The organism is Cupriavidus sp. SIMBA_020, assembly GCF_046535395.1.
Lineage (GTDB): Bacteria > Pseudomonadota > Gammaproteobacteria > Burkholderiales > Burkholderiaceae > Cupriavidus > Cupriavidus campinensis.
Genome location: NZ_JAWRWU010001442.1, coordinates 1 through 244 on the forward strand (window position 1 = coordinate 1; position 244 = coordinate 244).

Genomic DNA, 244 nt, shown 5'->3' on the forward strand with positions numbered 1-244 from the left:
TGTTTTCAACCCACCTCGACCAAATTTTCCCTTTATAAGAACAACCAATACTAACCCTACCATTTCCTCCATAACCATGCCCAAATACATTTGATTTGTAAGAATTTATTTTGTTGGATTCCGATATACCCTCTCCTACATCAATACCCGCAAACATTTTATACCTAATAGGACCATCTATTCCGCTATTTAATCCAACGGTACCCAACATTAAACGTTTGATTCCAGACAAACATTTAAATAC

1 protein-coding gene is annotated in these 244 nt (G+C 35.7%); it reads right to left on the reverse strand.

Going from position 1 to position 244, the window contains the following annotated elements:
* Nucleotides 1-244: hypothetical protein (locus SB751_RS34325; protein WP_410749536.1), on the reverse strand; the 244-nt coding region annotated here is incomplete at both ends.